The organism is Paraburkholderia sp. OAS925, from assembly GCF_040543975.1.
Taxonomy (GTDB): Bacteria; Pseudomonadota; Gammaproteobacteria; order Burkholderiales; family Burkholderiaceae; genus Paraburkholderia; species Paraburkholderia graminis.
The window spans coordinates 1,492,565-1,512,198 of record NZ_JBEUNO010000002.1 but is presented as its reverse complement, the minus strand read 5'-3'; the positions used below and the strand labels follow the sequence as shown (position 1 = coordinate 1,512,198).

The 19,634-nt window shown below is 63.8% G+C and carries 18 protein-coding genes and 1 pseudogene; 12 read left to right on the top strand and 7 right to left on the bottom strand.

All coding sequences use genetic code 11. The features are described 5' to 3' along the window. Positions 1-14 precede the first annotated feature (14 nt). Genes ABIE53_RS25565 through ABIE53_RS25545 form a run of 5 tightly spaced genes read left to right on the top strand, consistent with a single transcriptional unit; the run spans position 15 to position 5,998 of the window. On the top strand, positions 15-1,760 hold the full coding sequence (locus tag ABIE53_RS25565) for a carbamoyltransferase family protein (protein WP_029966275.1): 1,746 nt from the start codon (positions 15-17) through the stop codon (positions 1,758-1,760). Further along, complete coding sequence (locus ABIE53_RS25560) at positions 1,757-2,836, top strand: glycosyltransferase family 2 protein (protein WP_192699315.1); 1,080 nt, start codon at positions 1,757-1,759, stop codon at positions 2,834-2,836. The genes ABIE53_RS25565 and ABIE53_RS25560 overlap by 4 nt, the downstream gene beginning before the upstream one ends. Further along, on the top strand, positions 2,833-3,972 hold the full coding sequence (locus ABIE53_RS25555) for a glycosyltransferase family 9 protein (RefSeq protein WP_192699316.1): 1,140 nt from the start codon (positions 2,833-2,835) through the stop codon (positions 3,970-3,972). The genes ABIE53_RS25560 and ABIE53_RS25555 overlap by 4 nt, the downstream gene beginning before the upstream one ends. Continuing rightward, on the top strand, positions 3,962-4,918 hold the full coding sequence (locus ABIE53_RS25550) for a glycosyltransferase family 4 protein (RefSeq protein WP_053859476.1): 957 nt from the start codon (positions 3,962-3,964) through the stop codon (positions 4,916-4,918). The genes ABIE53_RS25555 and ABIE53_RS25550 overlap by 11 nt, the downstream gene beginning before the upstream one ends. A gap of 48 nt (positions 4,919-4,966) precedes the next feature. After that, on the top strand, positions 4,967-5,998 hold the full coding sequence (locus ABIE53_RS25545; RefSeq protein ID WP_192699317.1) for a UDP-glucuronic acid decarboxylase family protein: 1,032 nt from the start codon (positions 4,967-4,969) through the stop codon (positions 5,996-5,998). On the opposite strand, the pseudogene ABIE53_RS25540 reads toward ABIE53_RS25545, so the two are convergent. Further along, a pseudogene (locus ABIE53_RS25540) lies at positions 5,977-7,738 on the bottom strand (RecQ family ATP-dependent DNA helicase). The gene ABIE53_RS25545 and the pseudogene ABIE53_RS25540 overlap by 22 nt on opposite strands. A 233-nt stretch (positions 7,739-7,971) precedes the next feature. On the opposite strand from ABIE53_RS25540, the gene ABIE53_RS25535 reads away from it, so the two are divergent. Further along, positions 7,972-8,229 carry a hypothetical protein gene (locus ABIE53_RS25535; protein WP_029966284.1) on the top strand — a complete coding sequence of 86 codons (258 nt, stop codon included), beginning with the start codon at positions 7,972-7,974 and terminating at the stop codon, positions 8,227-8,229. Between the two features lie 114 nt (positions 8,230-8,343). Here the strand turns inward: ABIE53_RS25535 and ABIE53_RS25530 are convergent, their stop codons facing one another. The 6 genes from ABIE53_RS25530 to ABIE53_RS25505 form a co-directional block, all read right to left on the bottom strand. Further along, positions 8,344-8,955, bottom strand: a complete 612-nt coding sequence (locus ABIE53_RS25530) for a hypothetical protein (protein ID WP_192699319.1) — start codon at positions 8,953-8,955, stop codon at positions 8,344-8,346. Positions 8,956-9,058: 103 nt separating this feature from the next. Then, the gene (locus tag ABIE53_RS25525; protein WP_192699320.1) at positions 9,059-10,228 is read right to left on the bottom strand and encodes a zinc-dependent alcohol dehydrogenase; all 1,170 of its coding nucleotides are present in this window, start codon (positions 10,226-10,228) and stop codon (positions 9,059-9,061) included. 170 nt (positions 10,229-10,398) lie between these two features. Beyond that, positions 10,399-10,704, bottom strand: coding sequence for a hypothetical protein (locus tag ABIE53_RS25520; protein WP_006049333.1), 306 nt, complete (start codon positions 10,702-10,704; stop codon positions 10,399-10,401). Next, positions 10,701-11,075: a phage holin family protein gene (locus ABIE53_RS25515; RefSeq protein ID WP_006049332.1), complete on the bottom strand. Its 375-nt coding sequence runs from the start codon at positions 11,073-11,075 to the stop codon at positions 10,701-10,703. The genes ABIE53_RS25520 and ABIE53_RS25515 overlap by 4 nt, the downstream gene beginning before the upstream one ends. 116 nt (positions 11,076-11,191) lie before the next feature. Then, positions 11,192-11,476, bottom strand: coding sequence for a CsbD family protein (locus ABIE53_RS25510; protein WP_006049331.1), 285 nt, complete (start codon positions 11,474-11,476; stop codon positions 11,192-11,194). Positions 11,477-11,910: 434 nt separating this feature from the next. Continuing rightward, positions 11,911-12,123 carry a hypothetical protein gene (locus ABIE53_RS25505; protein WP_006049330.1) on the bottom strand — a complete coding sequence of 71 codons (213 nt, stop codon included), beginning with the start codon at positions 12,121-12,123 and terminating at the stop codon, positions 11,911-11,913. Positions 12,124-12,495: 372 nt separating this feature from the next. On the opposite strand from ABIE53_RS25505, the gene ABIE53_RS25500 reads away from it, so the two are divergent. The 6 genes from ABIE53_RS25500 (at position 12,496) to ABIE53_RS25465 (ending at position 19,557) form a co-directional block, all read left to right on the top strand. Further along, positions 12,496-14,550, top strand: coding sequence for a TonB-dependent receptor plug domain-containing protein (locus ABIE53_RS25500; RefSeq protein ID WP_053859480.1), 2,055 nt, complete (start codon positions 12,496-12,498; stop codon positions 14,548-14,550). Between the two features lies 1 nt (position 14,551). Beyond that, positions 14,552-15,082: a YfiR family protein gene (locus ABIE53_RS25495; RefSeq protein WP_006049328.1), complete on the top strand. Its 531-nt coding sequence runs from the start codon at positions 14,552-14,554 to the stop codon at positions 15,080-15,082. Further along, positions 15,079-17,022, top strand: coding sequence for a putative bifunctional diguanylate cyclase/phosphodiesterase (locus tag ABIE53_RS32010; RefSeq protein ID WP_192699321.1), 1,944 nt, complete (start codon positions 15,079-15,081; stop codon positions 17,020-17,022). Before ABIE53_RS25495 ends, ABIE53_RS32010 begins: the two co-directional genes overlap by 4 nt. Positions 17,023-17,105: 83 nt before the next feature. Next, positions 17,106-17,558, top strand: coding sequence for a MarR family winged helix-turn-helix transcriptional regulator (locus ABIE53_RS25475; RefSeq protein ID WP_006049326.1), 453 nt, complete (start codon positions 17,106-17,108; stop codon positions 17,556-17,558). A 30-nt stretch (positions 17,559-17,588) separates the two neighbouring features. After that, complete coding sequence (locus ABIE53_RS25470) at positions 17,589-18,152, top strand: isochorismatase family protein (protein ID WP_192699322.1); 564 nt, start codon at positions 17,589-17,591, stop codon at positions 18,150-18,152. A gap of 64 nt (positions 18,153-18,216) precedes the next feature. Further along, positions 18,217-19,557, top strand: coding sequence for an MFS transporter (locus tag ABIE53_RS25465; protein ID WP_006049324.1), 1,341 nt, complete (start codon positions 18,217-18,219; stop codon positions 19,555-19,557). The last annotated feature ends 77 nt before the right edge of the window (positions 19,558-19,634 follow it).

Here is a 19,634-nt window from a genome sequence, read left to right as displayed (position 1 = left end):
TACTGCGAACGCCCATGTATACACTCGGAATCAATGCCGTCTATCACGACAGCGCCGCAGCCATCCTGCGTGACGGCGTGGTGCTCGCCGCCGCCGAAGACGAACGCTTCACGCACGTCAAACATGCGAAGCGTCCGGTGCCGTTCTCGACCTGGCAACTGCCCTTCGATGCCATCGACTACTGCCTGAAAGCCGCCGGCATCACGCTTGCCGACGTCGATCACGTTGCGTATTCGTACGACCCGAGCCTGTTCGGCGGCATGCCGAAGCAGCCGGGCGCGACCATCGAACTGCCGTTCGATCCGGCCAACACGCGCCTCACGGACCCGTCCGCATCGCCGTGGGACCCGCTCTTTCTCAGCTATATCGCGAACGCCAAGGGTCAGTTGCTCGACGGTGCGCCGCATCATCTGCGCAAGCGTTTTCAGGGCGTGGACCGCAACAACGGCTTCAAGTGGCATTTTGTCGAGCATCACCTCGCACACGAAGCGAGCGCGTTTCTCGCGGCGCCTTACGACGACACCGCCGTGCTCACGATGGACGGCCGCGGCGAAGGCGTGACGACCAGCATGGGCCAGTTCGTCGACGGCGAATATACGCGGCTCAAACAGGTCGAGTTGCCGCACTCGCTCGGCCTGCTCTATGAAGCCGTGACCGACTGGCTCGGCTTTCTGCATTCGTCGGACGAGTACAAGGTGATGGCGCTCGCGTCGTACGGCAAGCCCGAATATGTCGATGTGTTCCGCGACATCGTGCGCTATCGCGGCGACGGCAGCTATACGGTCGACGCGCCGCGCCTCGTCAAGCGCTTTGGACCGGCGCGCGAACGCGGCGGCCCGCTTGAGCAGCGCCACTTCGACATCGCGCATTCGTTGCAGCGCGTGCTCGAGGAAACGGTGCTGCAACTCGCCGGCTGGCTGCATGAGAAGACCGGCTTGCGCAAGCTCAGCATGGCGGGCGGCGTGGCGTTGAACTGCGTGATGAATTCGAAGCTGCGCGACGCGGGCCCGTTCGACGACGTATGGGTGCAACCCGCCGCGGGCGATGCGGGCACCGCGCTCGGCGCGGCGCTGTGGATCGACTATCGCGAACGCAGCGAGCGCGGCGACCGCAAGCGTCACTGGACGATGGACCATGCGTACCTCGGCCCCGAGTATCCCGAAGAGGAAATCGAACAGTTTCTGAAATGGTCGAAGGTGCCCTATCGGCGGCTTGACGACATTGCCGGCGAAACCGCCGACCTGCTCGCGAGCGGCAAGGTGATCGGCTGGTATCAGGGCCGCACGGAATTCGGTCCGCGCGCGCTCGGCGCACGGTCGATTCTCGCGTCGCCCGTCGATCCGCACATGCAGGCGAAGCTCAACGAGATCAAGGACCGCGAGGACTTCCGGCCGGTCGCGCCGGTCGTCATGGAAGAGCATGCAAGCGAATGGTTCGTGAACGGCAAGGTCGCGCCGTTCATGCTGTTCGTGTTCGACGTGCACGCCGACAAGGCCGCGCGCATTCCGGCCGTGCGCCATGTTGACGGCACCGCGCGCGTGCAGACCGTGAACCGTTCGCAGCATCCGCTCTATTACGATCTGCTCGCCGCATTCAACCAACGCACCGGCGTGCCGATTCTCGTCAACACGTCGTTCAATACGCGCGGTGAGCCGATGGTGAATTCGCCGCGCGACGCGGTGGAGTCGTTCTGGACCTCGCCGCTCGACGCGCTCGTGATCGGCCCGTTTCTCGTCGAGAAAGCGAGGGATAGCGCATGAGTCCATCCGCTACGGGACCGATGGACGTAACAGGCGGCTTCAGTCGTTCGCATGACGAGGCGGAGCCGATCGCCGCGGGCTATCCGGGTGCGCTGCTCGCGCACCTCGATGTGTCCGTGGTGGTGCCGACTTACCGGCGGCCCGACATGCTGGCGGCGTGCCTTCGCGCGCTGACCGAGCAGGACTTTCCTGTCGACCGCTATGAAATCGTGGTCTGCGACGACGGCCCCGACGAAGCGACGCGCGCCTGCGTCGCTCACATTGCGGCCGAGCAGGCGAAGCGCGGGCTCACGGTGCGCTATGTGCCGGTCACCCGCACGCAAGGTCCGGCCGGCGCGCGCAATGCGGGCTGGCAGCAGGCGCGCTCGCCGGTGATCGCCTTCACCGACGACGACACGCTGCCCGATCCGCATTGGCTGCAAGAAGGGCTCGCGGCGATTCGCCAGGGCGCGGCGGCCGCCGCGGGCAGAATCGTCGTGCCGCTGCCCGCCGTGCCGACCGACTACGAAGCCGATGCAAGCGGACTCGAACGCGCCGAATTCGCAACCGCCAATGTATTCGTCGCCCGGAGCTTTCTGACGATGACGGGCGGCTTCGACGAACGGTTTACATCAGCGTGGCGCGAGGACTCCGACCTGCAGTTCGCGCTGCTGCAAGCGGGCGGCAAGATCGTGCGCGCGAACGAGGCGGTCGTCGTGCATCCCGTGCGGCCGGCGCGTTGGGGAGTCAGCATTTCGCAGCAAAAGAAAAGCCAGTTCGACGCGCTGCTGTACAAGAAGCACCCCGAACTGTTCAAGGCGCGGATTCGCTCGTCGCCTCCTTTTCTCTATTACCTGATTCTGTGCGCCGCATTGGCCGCGCTGATCGGCGTCGTGCTCGGAGACACGACCACCATGACGCTCGGCTTTGTCGCATGGCTCGCGCTGACGGCCTACTTCTGCGCGATACGCCTGCGCGGACGGGACCGCGGTTTGCGGCACATCGCCGAAATGGCGTGGACGTCGATCCCGATCCCGTTCCTCTCGATCTACTGGCGGCTTTACGGCGCCGTACGTTACAAGGTGCTCTTTCTATGAATGCAGGCCCGTTCATCGCGTCACTCGCACCGCGGCGCATCGCCGTTTTTCGTGCGCTGCAACTCGGCGACATGCTCTGCGCGGTGCCGGCTTTGCGGGCACTGCGCGCGGCTGCGCCGCACGCGCATATCGCGCTGATCGGTCTGCCGTGGGCGCAATCGTTTGTCGAGCGTTATGCGGATCTGGTCGACGAACTGATCGTTTTTCCGGGCGCCGAAGGCTTTCCCGAGCAGCGCGAATCGAACGACGGCCTGCCCGCGTTTTATGAACGGATGCGCGCGCAACGTTTCGATCTCGCGATCCAGTTGCACGGCAGCGGCGGCATCGCGAACGATCTGCTGCTTCAGTTCGGCGCGCGCGCTTATGCAGGCTTCGTGCAGCCGGACGAGCCGCCGCGCGATGGCGTGTTCATCGGCTGGCCCGACGATTTGCCGGAGCCCGAGCGCTATCTTGCGTTGATGAGCGCGCTAGGCGCCGACACCACCGAGCGGCACTTGTCGTTTCCGCTGAGCGATCGCGATGGCGATGAATACGCGTCGCTCGTCGCCGCACACGGTATCGAAGCGCAGCGTCTGGTGCTGGTTCATCCCGGTGCGCAATTGCCCTCGCGCCGCTGGCCCGCCGCGCGTTTCGCCGAAGTCGCGGACCGTCTCGCCGCCGACGGCTGGCAAATCGCGATCACGGGAACCGCGGCTGAAGCGTCGCTTACCGGCGAGGTGCTCGGCGCCATGACCGCGCCCGCGTTGCACCTGGCCGGCGCGACGTCGCTCGGCGGATTGGCGGCGCTCGTCGCGCATGCGCGGCTCGTCGTCTGCAACGACACGGGCATTTCGCATATCGCCGCGGCTGTCGCGACCGCGTCGGTGGTGATTGCATCGGGCAGCGACACACGGCGCTGGGCGCCGCTCGATCACGCGCGGCATCGCGTGCTCGCCGACTATCCGCCGTGCCGTCCGTGCATGTTCCGCGAGTGCCCGTACGGCCATCCTTGCGCGCTGAATATCGGCGTCGAGCGCGTGGTCGAGACGGCCCGCGCGCAACTGGCCGAGGTTCACGGCGCCCGTCCCGCCGGTCCGTACGCGTTGCATACACAGACCGGAAGCGGGCCCTTCGAGGAGTTGCATCATGCTGCGTAACTGCCGCCGTCTGCGTGTGCTGACATGGCACGTCCACGGCAACTATCTGTACTACCTGACTCAGGCGCCGCACGACTTCTATCTGGTGACGAAGCCGGGCCATCCGCCCGGCTATGCAGGCAAGGTCGGCGTTCTGCCGTGGGGCGACAACGTCCACGAAATCAATGCGGACGACGTGCCCGATCAGGAATTCGACGTGATCCTGTATCAGCACAAAACGCACTGGGAATACGACCGCGAGCACGTGTTGAGCGAGGCGCAACGGCGCCTGCCGCGCGTCTATATCGAGCACGATCCGCCGCAGGAAAACCCGTTCCAGCAATGGCATTGGGTCGACGATCCGGACACGCTGCTGGTCCATGTCACCCACTTCAACCGGCTGATGTGGGATTGCGGCGTGACCCCGACGCGCGTGATCGAACACGGCGTGGTGGTGCCGGAAGGCGTGCGCTACAGCGGCGAACTGGAACGCGGCATTGTCGTCGTCAATCATCTGGCGCAGCGCGGAAGGCGGCTTGGCGCCGACGTGTTCGCCGATCTGCGCACGCGTGTGCCGCTCGATCTCGTCGGCATGGATGCCGAGCGGCTGGATGGTATCGGCGAAGTCGGCAATCTGGATCTCGCCGCGTTCAGCGCGCGCTATCGCTTCTTCTTCAATCCGATTCGCTGGACAAGCCTCGGTCTCGCGATTGTCGAGGCAATGACGATCGGCATGCCGATCGTCGGCCTCGCGACCACCGAACTCGCGACGGTGATTCGCAACGGCGAAAACGGCTTCGTGCATACGGATGTGAATGCGCTCGAAGACGCGATGCACGAGTTGCTGCGCGACCCGGCGGAAGCACGGCGTCTGGGCGAAGGCGCGCGGCGCACTGCGCTCGAGCGCTTCCACATAGACCGTTTCGCGCAGGACTGGCACGAAGCGTTGCTGCACGTTACCGCATGAGCGGCGCGTCTTGACACCTTCGCCGAATCATCATAAGGACGACGCAACATGAAAGAACTTACCCGCAAGCGGATTCTCGTCACAGGCGGCGCCGGCTTTCTCGGCTCGCACCTGTGCGAGCGGCTCGTGACGCAGGGCCATGACGTGCTGTGCGTGGACAACTTCTATACCGGCACGAAGGACAACATTGCGCATCTGCTGGACTGCCCGAATTTCGAGCTGATGCGTCACGACGTGACATTTCCGCTTTATGTCGAAGTCGACCAGATCTACAACCTCGCGTGTCCCGCATCGCCGATTCATTATCAGCATGATCCGGTGCAAACCACCAAGACGAGCGTGCACGGCGCGATCAACATGCTGGGCCTCGCGAAGCGCGTGAAGGCGAGGATTTTTCAGGCGTCGACGAGCGAAGTGTATGGCGATGCCCTCGTGCATCCGCAGAAAGAAGACTACTGGGGCCATGTAAATCCGATCGGCCCGCGCTCGTGCTACGACGAAGGCAAGCGCTGCGCCGAAACGCTTTTCATGGACTACCGGCGCCAGCATGGCCTGTCGATCCGCATCGCGCGAATCTTCAATACGTATGGGCCGCGCATGCATCCCGCCGATGGCCGTGTGGTGTCGAACTTCATGATGCAGGCGCTGCGCGGCGAGCCGATCACGCTCTATGGCGACGGCTCGCAAACGCGCTCGTTCTGTTACGTGGACGACATGATCGACGCGTTTATCCGCCTGATGAATTCCGCCGACGACCCAGGCGGTCCGGTCAATCTCGGCAATCCGCACGAAGTCAGCATGCGCGAGATCGCGCAACGGATCGTCGCGATCACGGGATCGAATTCGCCGCTCGAATTGCATCCGTTGCCGACCGACGATCCGTGGCATCGGCAGCCGGATATTTCGCGCGCGCGCGAGTTGCTCGGCTGGCAACCGCAAACCTCGCTCGACGACGGTCTGCAACACACCGCGCGTTACTTCCGCGCGCGAATCCAGGCGAGTTCGGAAGCGGGTTCAGAGGCGAGTTCGGAAGCGGGCGCGCCAAGCGCGCCCGCGGCTCAGCGTCCGGCCCTCACATAGCTCGCGAGAAAGGTGCGCGTGCTGCCGTCGGGGAATTGCACGGCCACCTGTTCGCCGCTCGCGAGCGCGACCTCGCCTGCGCCGTAACGCGGCACGCGTACTGCATCGCCTGGCGCCCAGACGCGCGGTTTGGCCGGGTCGCTTCTCTTACGCGGCGCTTCCTTGTCCGCTGACGTTGCGCCCCGCAACGATGACGTCCGGCGCGACGTCGATTTGCGGCGGACGCACGCAGTTATCGCACACGCCGCAGCGCTCGACGGCGGGCGTGTCGCCGTAATAGTCGAGGATCGCGCGCCAGCGGCACTGGCCGGTTTGCGCATAGTCGATCATTGCCTGCAGCGTTTCCCTGTCATGCGCGCTCATCTGCTCGAATTGCGCCGCGGCTTTCGCGATGGTGTCACGCGTGGATTCACGGGCCGATTCGCGCGCATCCTCATGCGTTCGCAGACGATAACGGCGCTGCCGGTCGCGGCCGGCCACGCGCGCGTCGACCAGCATGTTCAGCGCGACTTCGAGCTTGCCTGCGCCGACATCGGGCAACGCATCCTTCAGCGCCTTGAGCGTCACACCCTTCGGTTCTTCGCCGATACGCGCCGCCAGCGTGTCATACACGCGTTGCGCCAGTTCGACGCTCGGGTAGCGTCCTGCAAGAAAGAACTGCTGGATGCGCTTGTCGTTCAGGTCGAACAGCAGCACGCAATCGGCAGGCTCTCCATCGCGGCCCGCGCGGCCTGTCTCCTGATAGTAGGCATCGAGGCTGCCCGGTATCTGGTAATGAATCACGAAGCGTATGTCCGCTTTGTCGATGCCCATGCCGAACGCGTTCGTCGCGATCATCAAGCGGGTCGCGCCCGACATGAACTGCTCCTGCGCTTCTTCGCGCGCGGCCGCCGACATTCGGCCGTGATAGCGCGACACCGATTCGCCGGCTTCCGTCAGCCAGCCGTAAATGCGGTCGACGTCGCGCACGGTGGCCGCATACACGATGCCGGCGCCGCCGAGCGATCCGATCAGCTTCGACAGTTGCTCGCGCTTCGCGGCCATCGCGCGCGCGGCGCCGTCCTTGCCGCCCGCCGTGCTCACCTGCACAACGCGATAACGCAGATTCTCGCGATACGTGCCCGTGCGAACCACAAGCGGGTCGCGCAGCGCGAGCGAATGCACGATGTCGTCGATCACGCGCTGCGTCGCCGTTGCGGTCAACGCGAGCACGGGCGGCTGCCCGAGCGCCTTCACCGCCGCGGCGATCTCCAGAAACGCGGGACGGAAATCGTGTCCCCAATGCGACACGCAATGCGCCTCGTCGACGACCACGAGGCCGACGCGATTTTCCGGGCGCGCGCGCAACGTCTCGATGAACGCCGGCTGCGCGAGACGCTCGGGCGTCACGAACACAATGCCGCTGTCGCCCGCTGCAATGCGTTGCAGCGCCTCGCGCTCGGCGCGGCTTTTCAACGTGCTGTTCACCAGCGTGCAGTCGATGCCGGCCGCGAGCAGCTTGTCCGCCTGGTCCTTCATCAACGCGATCAGCGGCGACACGACGAGCGTCGTGCCTTCGAGATGCAGCGCGGGTAACTGGTAGCACAGCGATTTGCCCGCGCCGGTGGGCATCGTCGCAAGCGTGTCGCGATGTTGCAATACGCTGCGGATAATGTCCTCCTGCCCCGCGCGCAAACGCGCGATGCCGAACATGTCGCGCATGGTCTTGCGCATGCTGCGAAGCCGTTGGTCGACTGTCATGGTTATGAAGAAGCGTCCTTGCAGGCGTTGCCGCCCGCGGTGAGGTGAAGGATGAATTGCCGCTCGTTTTCGGCGACCTGCGGTGCACGGTTGCAGTGCCTTTTAGCCGCCGAGCAATTAGCGTGCAGCACCCTTTCTTCTATGCGTTGCGGCGAGCGCGCCGCGGGTATCGCGTTTGCTCGATTCCCGATGTGCATCGACGAATGCGTGAACCCAACCGAAAGGAGAAAGCGATGAATCAGGAACCGTCCGATCCCGTCGAACGCGCGGACCAGCGGCGTGAAGAACTCGGCGATGGCGATGTGAAAGTGAATCCCGACGGCAAAGTCGAACAGCGTCCGCATGGAAGCATGGACGCCACGCTACTTGCGAAGGACAAGGATCATCCGTCGGAAGGGCCGTACACGCCCGAGCACGATCACGTCGATCCGGATCTCGAACCCGGCGGCGCGAAAGGGCATCCGACCAGTAAGGATGATTTGTCCGCGTGAATTGGCGCGGCAGTAAGCAATAAATAGAGTCAGGCGGCCAGCATCACGCCGCCGGACAGCCGGCCGGGCGAAGCGTACCGCCGCACTGCCGGTACGCTTCCCGCACTCACTTACTCATGCGCCGTTCGTCGCGCTACCCGTGCGTCCAGCATTCGCCTGCGTCGCTGACTGACCGTTGCGCGTGTACGGCGCGAGCGCATCGGGCGCGCGCATGTCGCGTGGCGTTTCGAAGTCCGCGAGCGCGGCGCCGCGCATTTCCTCCGCCGACTTCGCAAAGCCCGTGCGATCGCTGTAGTCGACCGACGGCAAACGCGGCGCGGCGGCCGCGCTTTTCGCCGCATATACATCGAGCGCGGTGACGCATGCGACGTTGACGGCCGCGACGGTCGCGCGTTGCCGGTCGCGCGCGCTCCACTTGTTCGACGACAGCGCCAGCGTGCCGAGATCGAGCGCATCGCCGCCGACACGCGCCCACAAAAACGGCCGCGGATTGCGCGACGCAAGAATGCCGACGCCGCACGCAAGCTCGCGCAATCCATAGAAACGCACTGCCCCCGGTCCCGCATTCACACCGGCGGCGCGCGCCATCATGCGCGGCGCAACCAGTTCCGCGATGCCCAGCGCAATGCTGAACCACGCCAGACCGCGCGCGACGGAATCCGGCTGCGGCAGCTTTTCCTTCAGCGCGCGAACGCCCTCCTGCTTCGACTCGTTACGTGAATCCATTTGCATCACCTTCGTGTGTTGGGCCGCGATCGATCGACGCGGCTCAGGTAGTCAAAAAGTGCAGCACGCTTTGCATGGTCAATGGAAAACAACGGCATGAACATCAAGGCTTCAGCACGACCTTGATGCAGCCGTCTTCCTTGTCGCGAAACGTCTTGTACATGCGCGGGCCTTCATCGAGCGAGACCGTATGCGTGATTACGAACGACGGATCGATCTGCCCTTGCTGGATTCGCCGCAACAGGTCGTGGGTCCAGCGGTTGACGTGCGTTTGTCCCATGCGCCATGTGAGGCCCTTGTTCATCGACGCACCGAACGGAATCTTGTCGAGCAGCCCGCCGTACACGCCGGGCACCGACAACGTGCCGGCAGGACGGCAAACGTAGATCATTTCGCGCAGCACATGCGGTCGATCGGTTTCGAGCATCACGGCCTGCTTCGCGCGGTCGTACATGGAGTCGAGCGAGCGCGTGGCGTGCGATTCCATGCCCACGGCGTCGATACATTTTTCGGGGCCTTTGCCGCCCGTCAGTTCCTTCAATCGCTCGAGCACGCTCTCGGCCTTGAAGTCGATCGTGACCGCGCCGCCCGCGCGCGCCATCGAAAGACGCTCGGGCACGCAGTCGATTGCGATCACCTGTTTGGCGCCAAGCAGCACGGCGCTGCGGATCGCCATTTGCCCGACCGGACCCGCGCCCCAGATCGCAACCGTGTCGGTCGGTTCAATATCGCATTGCACTGCCGCTTGCCAGCCGGTCGGAAAGATGTCGCCGAGAAAAAGCACCTGCTCGTCGGTGAGGCCGTCCGGAATCTTGACGTGCGTTTTGTCCGCGAAGGGCACGCGCACGAACTCCGCCTGGCCACCGGGATAACCGCCCGTCAGATGCGTGTAGCCGAAGAGGCCCGCTGTGGTGTGGCCGAACATCTTGTCGGCGATGTCCTTGTTGCGGTTCGTGCGCTCGCACACCGAGAAGTTGCCGCGCCGGCACTGATCGCATTCGCCGCAAATGATCGTGAACGGTACGACGATGCGGTCGCCGACCTTCAGCGCCGTGTTTTCCTTGCCGACTTCGACGACCTCGCCCATGAATTCGTGGCCCATGATGTCGCCGGATTCCATGCCGGGCATGAAGCCGTCGTACAGATGCAGATCGGAGCCGCATATCGCGCAACTCGACACCTTGATGATCGCGTCGCGCGGATGTTCGATCTTCGGATCGGGCACGGTGTCGCACCGGATGTCTTTCTTGCCATGCCAGCTAAGCGCCTTCATAAAGTCCTCCACACTGTAGGGTTCATCGGCTCGCGGCTGCATTGCCCACATGGGCGCCTTGCGAACATTGCGACATTGCGCATGAAACGCGCCGCGCGCTGCGTCACGCGATAGTTGCTACATCGCGCGTGTAAATTCGCGGCGCGGACATCGCAGCGCCGCACCGTGCGCTAGTGTTGAAACACGCTTCGCGCAGACCTGGTGAGCCATGCCATCACGCTCGTTCGCGCGAGCGTTCCGATCGCCTTGCGCGGTCCGAGCAGCGCCGCGGCGACACCGGCCGCGAGCAGGAGCGCCACGTACGGCGTGTCGGCGAGCGAGCTCATGACGTTGACGGCCGGCAAGCCGCCCTTGATTGGATGACGCGACGGTGTGCGCAGCGCGAGATTCGCGGACAGCAACTGCGCGCGCGACATGGCCATGCGCTCGAGAATGATCACGCGATGTTGCTGATGCCGAAGCGGATCGTGTTTCATTTCAGGGCATCCTTCAGGGCTTCGAGGTCGCTCGACATTTCGTCGCGCAGAACGTGCAACGGCTCGGCGGGCTTTTGCGTCTTCATCATCGCGAAGGTCGCAATGGAGATGAGGAGCCACGCCGCCGCGACGCCCCATGCGACTGCGACCACGTACGGCGTATTCCACGCCGAAACGATGATGGCCACGCATAGAAACGAGAGGGTGAACATGGCGGCGACTGCCAGCACGACCATCGCGATGACCTCGCGTACGAGCCGCGCTTTGGCCTCGTCGAGCTCCAGCGCCAGAAGCTCGGCGTAGTCGACTGCCCGACTGGAACAGAAGCGCGCCACGTTGCGCCACTGGCTGACTCTGCTATGTATCGACATCGTGTATCTCCCGCCGCAATGCCGTCACGCGCGCTCGCCGCCGGATGTGCCGGGCGGCGAGCGCTTCATCGCAACGATGCAATCGACTCTGTGCCAACCGTGTCTTACGACCGTTTCTAACGGTAATCCCTGTCGTCGCGGTAATCGCGTGCGGTCGACGAGCGCAGCGCGCCGAGTATGAAGCCCGCCGCCACCGCAATCGCGAGTGCGGTGAACGGCCGCTCGGTGGTCGTCTCGCGCACGACGTCGGTGAGATCGGCCCATACCTGTTGAGCCTTGCCGCTCAACTCGCGCGCGGTGCCGGCCATTTGCGTGCCGGTGTCGCCGAGCATGTCGCCCGCCGTCTGCTCGAGCTTGCCGCCGATTTCCTTTACCGTGCCTTCCACTTTTCCTGTTTCCATGTCTGCTCTCCGTGGTTTGTGCGCACAAGCGCGCACTGCGCTGCCGCGCTGCCGGAGCTCCGGCATGCGTTGCCGTCACGCCGCAAGAAGCAGGCCGCGTGAACGGATCTTCGACACTCGACGGATAGCGGCGCGCTCGCGCGGCGAATCGCATCGGCGCGCGACGGAGAACAATGGAGAAGAGAGCGAGGAATGAAGAAGTAAAAGCGGAGAAGCAGAAGCGGCGCAGTCAGCGCGAGCATGACGGACGCATTGGACGCGCGCCGTCACGCGAACGCGCTGGCGCATCGTGGAGAAATCGTGGACAAAAGCCTCACGAACTCGCGGCTACATTGATGTATGCACTCGCGCAACCAGGGCAGTTCACGAGGCGCGACTATGCATGCGAGCCGCGCGGGTTGAAACCGCGCGTGAATAAACCGCTAACGACAGGGTTAACCCGGCGGCAATGCGCCGTTGAGTATGCGCTGCAAGGTGTCGATCTTGCGAAGATGCACGCCCCATAGCTGGCCGGCGTCCTTGATACGGCGCAGCCGATCGTGCCAGTAGCTGAGTGGAAATGCCGAGTTCTCGCGCGCACTCGCATGCGAGCGCAGCAGCACATGTTCGATATGGGCGAGATCGCGTTCGATCATCGCCTGTCGCATGGAGCCGAGCGCTCCGTTGGAGAAGGTCTGTCGCATGGAAGTAGCAGGCGGCGGTAAAAGCACCCAACTAGCAAAGCGCGTGCCGCGGGACCGCGATTAACCGGTCCAATCCCGCCGAAATCCATGCGGGGCGCGCTATTCCTCTTTAGCAAGCAGGCGCCGCGACCTCGCTTTCTTGCGTCAACGAGTCGTAGAAAAACGCCTTCGTCCATGCCCCTTTTTACAATCGACGCCTGCGCGAAAGAACAGCGCGCGCGCCGCAATGCGCCCCGTCGCAAGCCGCCTTCTGATTCAAGCTTCCCCGCCGCGAGCCGATAACAAAAAGGTGACGATCCATTTTTGAGGAGCGTTCTCCAGATCAATTCGGCTGTCATGGCTCCCATTACGCGCGCTTCCTATTCCGCTTGCTATTCCCTCACGCACCGCCTGGTCGTTTATTCGGTCGCCGGCCTGGCGACGCTTTGTTCGCCGGCCGCTTTCGCCGACAACGAGCCGGCCGCGAGCGGGACGTCGGTCTCGGACACGGCCGAGCTGGCTGCGATGCCACTGGAGGCGCTGATGCAGGTCACGGTGAACACCGCGTCGCGTTTCGATCAGTCCGTCACCGACGCGCCGGCTGCGGTCGTCGTGCTCACCGCCGAGGACATCCGTGAGTTCGGCTGGCGCACGCTCGCCGATGCGCTCGCGTCGCTGCCAGGTCTCTATGTGACGAACGATCGCTCGTACCAATACCTCGGTGCGCGCGGCTTCCAGCGCCCCGGCGATTACAACAGCCGGTTCCTGCTGCTGATCGACGGCATTCGCACGAACGACGGTGTGTACGGTCAGGCGCCGATCGGCTCGGACTTTCCGCTCGACATGGACCTCGTCAAGCGCATCGAGTACGTGCCGGGTCCAGGTTCGTCGATGTACGGCGCGAACGCGCTGTTCGGCGTCATCAACGTCATCACGAAGAGCGGCAGCGATCTGGCCGGCGCGGAAGCCGCGGTCGCGGCGGGCAGCTTCGGCGAAAAGAAGGCGCGTGCATCATACGGCTGGCATGGCGCGCATGGGGCCGACATTCTGCTGTCGGCAACCGCATATGGACGAAACGGAGAGGACTTGTATTACCCGGAATTCGACACGCCGGATCAGAACCACGGCGTTGCGCACCGGCTCGACTACGACCGCGCACAGGACTTTCTCGCGCGCGCCGCTTATGGCGATTTCCGGTTCAGCTTCATCTACGGAAATCGCACCAAGGGTATTCCCGATGCGCCATACGGCGCCGTGTTCAACGCGCCGTTCAGCGTGTCGGACACGCATAGCTATGCGGATCTCACGTATCAGCATGCGTTGTCCGATGGCGTGATGCTGGCATCGCAGCTTTACTGGGGCCGCTACGATTACCGGATGCCGGCGATCGACGGTCCCGCGCCGTACGTGGTGAACATCGATGGAAGCCACGCGCTGTGGTACGGCGCCGACGTGCACGCGACCATCTCGTCGCTTGCGAAACATCGCATCGTGGTCGGCGCCGACTTCGCGAGAGACGCGCGCCTTAACCAGTACAACTACAACGTCGACCCCTACTCGCAAATGCTCGACGACCATCACAGCGGCAATCGCGCCGGCGTCTATGTCGAAGACGAAATCACGCTGCCCTGGAACTTCACGCTGAACGCGGGCTTGCGTTACGACCAGCAGACGTCCGCGGGCGGCAACCTGAGCCCGCGTATCGGACTCATCTACAAGCTGACTCCACGCGATACGTTCAAGCTGCTATACGGTCAGGCCTATCGCGCGCCGAACGCGTATGAAATGTACTACGCGATAAGCGGCCCGGATGGCCAGTTGGGAAACCGGTCATTGAAGGCGGAGCACATCGCGACCACCGAACTCGTCTATGAAAGAGCGCTGTTCACGACGGCGCGCGCAACGCTTTCGCTGTTCCAGTACGACGCGCGCGATCTGATCAGCCAGACGCTCGATGAATCATCCGGGCTCTTCATTTTTCGCAACGTAAGCCGCGCGAGCGCGCGCGGCGCCGAACTCGCCTATGAACAGCGCGTCGCGGGCGCGCGCGTGCGCGCGAGCTATTCCTACCAGATAGCTCACGACTCGAACACCGGCGCTTCGCTGCAAAACTCGCCGCGCCATCTCGGCAAGCTCAATCTCGCCGTGCCGTTCTTCGCCAACGCATTGATGACCGGACTCGAGGTGCAATGCACGTCGTCCCGTCTCGCCGCGGCCGGCGACGCCGGCGGCTTCTGCCTTGCGAACCTGACGCTCAGTTCGCGCCGCCTGGTTCGCGGGGCCGATCTGTCGTTCTCCATTTATAACCTGACCGATAAACGATACGCCGACCCAGTGGGCCCCGGCTTTACACAGGAGACAGTTGCGCAGCAAGGCCGGACTTTCCTCTTCAAGGCCGTCTACGGGTTCTGACATGGATCGCGTTCGCATCCAGATCATTGCGGCGTCCCTGATATTTGCGTCGCCGGTCATTGTGCAGACCTCCGTCGACGCGCAAGTGGACTTGCCGGCGCTCGAGGCCGCCTACATCTTCAACTTCGCGCAGTTTACGGACTGGCCCGCGGGCCGTCCTGTCGACAACGTACTGTCGATCTGCGTGGACCCGGAGAGCCCGCTCGGCCAGGCGCTCGCGCGACTCGACGGCAAGCACGGCGGCAAACAGGCGTGGCGGGTTCGTCCGTTGCCGCGCGGGGAGAAAGTTGGCGATTGCCAGCTCGCGGTACTGACGGCGAGCACGGCATTGAGCGCGGCAGTCAAGGCGCTGCTCGCTTCGGACGCACCCGTGGTGATCGTCAGCGAAGCGGACACGGCCGACCAGGGATGGGTGATCCGCCTCGTGCGCGAAGGCGATCACCTGAAGTTCGACATCAACGTTACCGAGGCGTCACGCCGGCGCATCACGCTCAGTTCGAAACTTATGCGGCTTGCAAGGACAGTGCTATGAAAAGTTTCCCGGTCTTGCGCCGGTTTGCATGGCCGCGCGAACACGTCAACCTCGTCGGCGTGATGATTGCGCTGCTGATTTCCAGCGTCGTGCTGCTGGTCTATCAGGCGCTTTCGCTGCGCACGTCGTTGACCAACGACGTCAGCATGCAGGCGTCCGTGCTCGCGGAAAATCTGACTGCATCCGCGATGTTCGGCGACCGCGACGCCACCGCCGAAGTGCTCGGCTCGCTGCGCAAGGTGCCGCATGTCGAAAGCGCGACCGTCTATACGCCCGACGGCGAACTGTTCGTGCGCTATACGCGCCCCGGCCTGAGCCGCAGCGAATCGGAAGAAGGCACGCTCGCCAATGTCGGCAGTTCGCCGCGTCTTTCGCTGGAAGATATTTTCGTCGCGGCGCCGATTATTCATAACGGTCAACTGCTCGGCAGCATCGTGATCGTCGCGACCACCGAAGCGATAAAAATGCAGCTTGCGCAATACGGCTGCTTTCTCGTCGGCGCTTCGCTGTGTTCGGTGTGGATCGCCTCGCTCGTGATGCGGCGCATGCGCGAGCGCGTGTCGCGCGCGGAAAAGGACCTGGAATATCTTGCATCGACGGACCCGCTCACGGACCTGCCCAACCGCCGCGCGTTCTACGACGAACTGAAAGCGCGCCTGCATAAAGCGCACGCGGCCGACAAACGCGTCGCGCTGATGATGGTCGATCTCGACAACTTCAAGATCGTCAACGACACGCTGGGTCATGGCGCCGGCGACGAACTGCTCAAGCAGGTCGCCGACGCGTTGCGCAATGTCGTGCGGCCTAACGATCTGGTGAGCCGAATCGGCGGCGACGAATTCGCCGTGGTCATCGGACCGGACGCGAGCCGCGTTCGCGCACGCGCGACCGCGGGCCGCATCGCGCGCAACCTGTCGCGCCCGTTCATTCTGCACGGCAGCGACTCGGTGGTGACGGCAAGCGTGGGCTTCAGCGTCTATCCGGAAGACACCGGCGAAATGGCGGAACTGGTGAGCAATGCCGACATCGCGCTTTATTCCGCGAAAAGCAGGGGCAAGAGCATTGCCGTCGAGTTTCAGAGCGAGATGACAGCGGAGGCGCAGCGGCGCGCGCGCATCGAGGCGGAACTGCGCAAGGCCGTCGATCAGGACGGCTTGCAGATCGTCTATCAGCCGCAGTTCGACTGCCTGTCGGGACGGCTGCTCGGTGCGGAAGCGCTGGTGCGTTGGACCCATCCTTCGGAAGGCCCTATTTCTCCGGCTGAATTCGTGCCGATCGCGGAGAACAGCGATCTGATCGTGTCGCTCGGCCGCTGGGTGTTGTGGCGCGCATGCCGCGACGCGGCGAACTGGAATGCCGGCCGCAATGCGGGCGTGCATGTGGCCGTGAACATTTCGGCGCGGCAATTGCGAGCCGAGGGCTTCACGAACGAAGTGTGCGACGCGCTCGAAAAAAGCGGCCTGCCCGCTTCGCTGCTCGAACTCGAACTCACCGAAAGTCAATTGATGTCCAATATGTCGGTGGGCATTCAGGCGATGCAGGAACTGCGCGCGGCCGGTGTGCGCCTCTCGCTCGACGATTTCGGCACCGGTTACTCGTCGCTGTCGTATCTACAATCTTTTCCGGTGCACAGCATCAAGATCGACCGCAGCTTTATCTGCCCATTGCCGAATGGCGGTCAGCCTATCGTCACCGCAATCATTTCGATGGCGCATAGTTTCGGGCTGCTGGTCGTCGCGGAAGGCGTCGAATATCCGGCGCAACTCGAATGGCTGTGCGATGCGCATTGCGATGTCGTTCAAGGCTTTTTGACCGGCCACCCGATGTCGCTCGAACAACTGCTCGCCATCATTCGCATGGAAGAAGACAGAGGGGAACATAAGCGCGTCGGCCGCCGCTCGCCGCTGCGGCCGCGAGCGCAACGGGCGCCTACCGCCTGAAGGTCCGCTTCAAAGCCCGCTTGACCCTCGCGATATATGAAGGTAACCTGCACAGGTAACCTTCATATATGGTTCCGGCACGCATGGCCAAAAACGATCCGCCGCTCGACACCGACTCGCTTCACGTATTGGCCGAAGACCTGCGCGTGCTGACCGGCAAGCTGCGCCGCCGTCTGCGCGAAGAAGCACACCTCGGCGACTTCACGCCTTCGCAAATACAGGTACTCGGCTTGCTCGAGCGCGAGGGCCCGGCAACGGTTACCGAACTCGCGCGCGCGCACGGCATGCGCCCGCAATCCATGGGCGAGACGCTTTCGGTTCTGAAAGCCGCGGGCCTCGTGAGCGGCGCGCCCGACCCGAACGACGGCCGGCAAACCGTGCTCACTCTCACGCCGGCCTTTCGCAAGAAGATCAAGGCAAGCCGCGCCGCGCGTGAAGACTGGCTCTTTCGCACGATCCAGACGCGCTTTTCAGCGGCCGAGCAAAAGCAGCTTGCCACCGGCGTCGAATTGCTCAAACGCCTGATCGACTCGTAATCCGTCAACCTCACCGCAAGAGGAATACGTATGGCACTGACTACACTCGATGCAAAACCCGCGCTCGTCGTGATCGATTTGCAGCAAGGCATCGTGGCGATGCCCACGGCTCATCCCGCCGCGCAAGTCGTCACGCACGCGGCCGCTTTAGCCGAAGCATTTCGCCGCCACGGCCTGCCGGTCGTGCTCGTCAACGTGGCGGGCGGCGCACCTGGGCGCGCGGAGCAGTCGCGCCCCACCGGCAACTTTCCGCCGGGATTCACCGACCTCATGCCCGAACTGAACCCGCAAGCGTCGGATCATCTCGTCACGAAACAGACGTGGGGCGCGTTTACGAATACAGACCTCGAAGCGTATCTGCGCGAGCAAGGCGTGACACAGATCGTGTTGGCGGGCATCTCCACGAGCATCGGCATTGAATCCACCGCGCGGTTCGCACACGAGCTCGGCTTCAACATCGCCTTTGCCGTCGACGCGATGACCGACCTGCATCTCGACGCCCACACGAATAGCCTGACGCGAATCTTCCCGCGGCTCGGCGAAACCGGCACGACGCAGCAGGTACTCGCCATGCTGGAACAAACGCGCGCATGAGCATGAGCTTGATCATGCGCCGCAAGCCCAACCTCAGTCACGCGCCTGTGCGCAAGGAGCCGCAGTGAGCAGCACATTCCGTTCGCTGCGCAACTTCAATTACCGGATGTGGGCGAGCGGCGCGATCGTGTCGAACGTCGGCACATGGATGCAGCGCACGGCGCAGGACTGGCTCGTGCTCACGGAACTCACGCAGCACAATGCGACGTCCGTGGGTATCGTGATGTCGCTGCAGTTCGGGCCGCAAATGCTGCTGTTGCCGCTCACCGGCTACGCGGCGGATCACTTCGACCGCCGCAAGCTGCTGTTCTTCACGCAGGCAGCGATGGGCAGCCTCGCGCTCGGCCTCGGCCTGCTCACCATCACGGGCCTCGTGCAACTGTGGCAGGTCTACGTTTTCGCGGGACTGCTCGGCTGCGTGACCGCGTTCGATTCGCCCGCGCGTCAAACCTTCGTGTCGGATCTCGTCGGCGAAAGCGATCTGTCGAATGCGGTCGCGCTCAATTCGACCTCGTTCAATGCGGCGCGAATGATCGGGCCGGCAGTGGCCGGCTTGCTGATTGCATCGGTCGGAACGGGTTGGGTGTTTCTGATCAACTCGCTCTCTTTCATTGCCGTGCTCGGCGCATTGCGCATGCTGCGCGTACGCGAGCTGCATGCGAAGCCGCTCGCGGTTCGCTCGCGCGGCAGCTTCGTGGAAGGCTTTAAATATGTGTGGAAGCGCCCCGATCTGAAGGCCGCGCTTTTAATGCAGTTCCTGATCGGCACGTTCGGACTCAACTTCCCGATCTTCATTTCGACGATGTCGGTCAGCGCATTCCATGCAGGCGCCGGCGAATACGGCGTGCTCAGTTCGACGATGGCGGTGGGTTCCGTCACCGGCGCGCTGCTGGCCGCGCGCCGCGCGCAACCGCGCATGGCGTTGCTGCTGGGCGCGGCGGCGATCTTCGGCGTGGGCTGCACGGTTGCTTCGTTGATGCCGAACTATGTGCTCTTCGGCATTGCGCTCGCGTTCATCGGCGTGTCGACGCAAACCTTCAATACGTCCACCAACAGCCTCGTGCAACTCTCCACGGAACCTGCGATGCGCGGCCGCGTGATCGCGATTCTGCTCGCTATCGCGCTGGGCGGCACGCCGCTTGGCGCGCCCGTCGTCGGCTGGGTCGCGGATCGTTTCGGTCCGCGCTGGGCGCTCGGCGTGGGCGCGGCGTCGGGCTTCGCGGCCGCGCTGGTGGGCCTCATGTATCTCGTCCGATACCGCAGTCTGCGCGTGTTTTTCGACGCGGGGCGCCTTCGCTACAGCATCGACGAGCCGCGCCAGGCGCCGCCTTATGTGAGTCCCGCCATCGCCGTGCAAAATGCGGTGCTCGATGAGGCGGAAGAAGAGTCGTCGTCGGGTGTGTGAAGTGTGAAGTGTGAAATGTGAAGAGGCCATGAAAAAAGCCGCGGCTCGAGTTTGAGCCGCGGCTTTGTTATTAGGCT